This is a genomic window from Tabrizicola sp. (genome assembly GCF_051645465.1).
In the GTDB taxonomy this organism is placed as follows: domain Bacteria; phylum Pseudomonadota; class Alphaproteobacteria; order Rhodobacterales; family Rhodobacteraceae; genus Tabrizicola.
Map to the genome: position 1 here is coordinate 1 of NZ_JBOFBI010000418.1, position 1,690 is coordinate 1,690.

Below are 1,690 nucleotides of genomic sequence, written 5' to 3' on the forward strand. Positions count from 1 at the left end.
CTCACGTCGAAGCATCAGACTGTTGGTCAGTCGCTGCGCCCGGAAGGTTCTGCCGAAGCCATTGCGCGGCCTCCATGACATCCGCGCTGGATAGATCATGGCCTGTTGCCAGCGTCCGGGCCGTTACTTTCGCGCCCGAGGCCCGCAGATCGTCCGCCAGCGTTGACGGGTGTGGAACCAAAGTATCGTCACGTCCGTCGAGCATCAGCACGTTGGTGCTCGAAAGATCCCGCACCTCATGGTTCTCCGATGCTTGGAATGCGCGCAGCAGGATCGCGCGGCGCACGACGCCGGGATGGAAGAGGATGACGGCACCCACAAGACTTGCCCCATTGGAATAGCCAAGGAAGACAAGCCTGTCCGCGTCGATCCCGTATCCTGTCACTGCGCCTTCGACGAAGGCTGCGAAGGCCTCGGTTTCGCTGCGGATATCTGCCTGATCGAATGTCGCGGTGTCGATCCGGCGGAACCAGCGATTGGTTCCGTCCTCGGCTGCCCGGCCGCGCACCCCCAGAAGCGTCGCATTAGGTGCAATGCGGCGGGCGATCGGCATCAGGTCGGCTTCGTTGCCGCCGGTACCATGCAGCAGCACCAAAGTCGTGCCATCGGGGTGCTCCGGCCGGTTGAAGCGATGAATGAACGGAAGTTCGCGCGCGGGGAACCGCTCTTCTCCCGGCAGGGCAAATTGGGGCAGCATGGCCTTCAGATCGTCGGCGCGATCGGCTTCGTGCGGCGGCAGGAACAGAGTCTGGCCGAGCGCGTCGGGCGCTTCGTCAACGGTCATCCCCGGCCCATCCGTCGCGTATTCCATGAGAATGCCGACAGGATCACGCACATAGAGCGACAGGAAGTACTTCCTGTCATGAACCTCGGTCGGTGCATGGTCCTTAAGCGACAGCCGCATGGACCGGACCGCCCCGGCATCCGGCGCGCGGAACGCCACATGGTCCGGCACTCCGGCCCCCGGCACGGATGGCACGTAACCCGACACTTCCCTGACATCGACCACATCGGTGTCGGATATCATGCGCTGCGTCAGGCCAGCACGCTGCGCGTGCCGGTAACCGAAACGCGTCAGGAACTCTGCGGTCTCCGCCGCCTTGTCCGTCAGGACGGTGACGCCTTGCAGCCGGCTGGGCGCGTCTGGAAGCGGAGCCGATGTTGGCATATCGAGGCCGACCAGCTTCACGATCAACCCGTCCGGGTCTTTCAGCCGCAGGACCGGCTCTCCGAATTCGCGTGATGGTCCCTCGAACGGGATATTTGCCGCGAGCGCCCTGGTCAGCCAGTCGGCGATGGAAGCGGGCGGAACGGCAAGCGCCACTTCCGAGACCTGTCCGATGCCAGTGCGACCACGGCCGGTGGCCTCCCACACCAGGAAGGTCAGGAGCGATCCGGGGCTGCCAAGGCCGTCTCCGTAGATCAGGTGCAGTTGCTCCGCATCCGCATAGCCGCCAGTGCGCTTGACCAGCTTGAGGCCAAGGAAACCGACATAGAAGTCGACATTGGCCTGTACGTCGGCGGTGATGCCGGTGACGTGGTGAAGGCCGTTCGCCAAATTGGTCGCGGTCACTTGCCCGCCTCGCGCGCTAGGACTGCTTGCACCGCCGGATCAGCAGCAATCCTGTCATGCAGCGCCTGAATGTTGGGATAGTCCGGCAAACCGCCCGGCAGGAGCTTCATCGCCCAG

Annotated in this window: 1 protein-coding gene; it reads right to left on the reverse strand. The window is 64.0% G+C overall.

What is annotated here, in order from left to right:
• Position 1: 1 nt before the first annotated feature.
• Complete coding sequence (locus tag ACRCSW_RS25565) at positions 2 to 1,558, reverse strand: VOC family protein (protein ID WP_438708472.1); 1,557 nt, start codon at positions 1,556 to 1,558, stop codon at positions 2 to 4.
• Positions 1,559 to 1,690 lie beyond the last annotated feature (132 nt).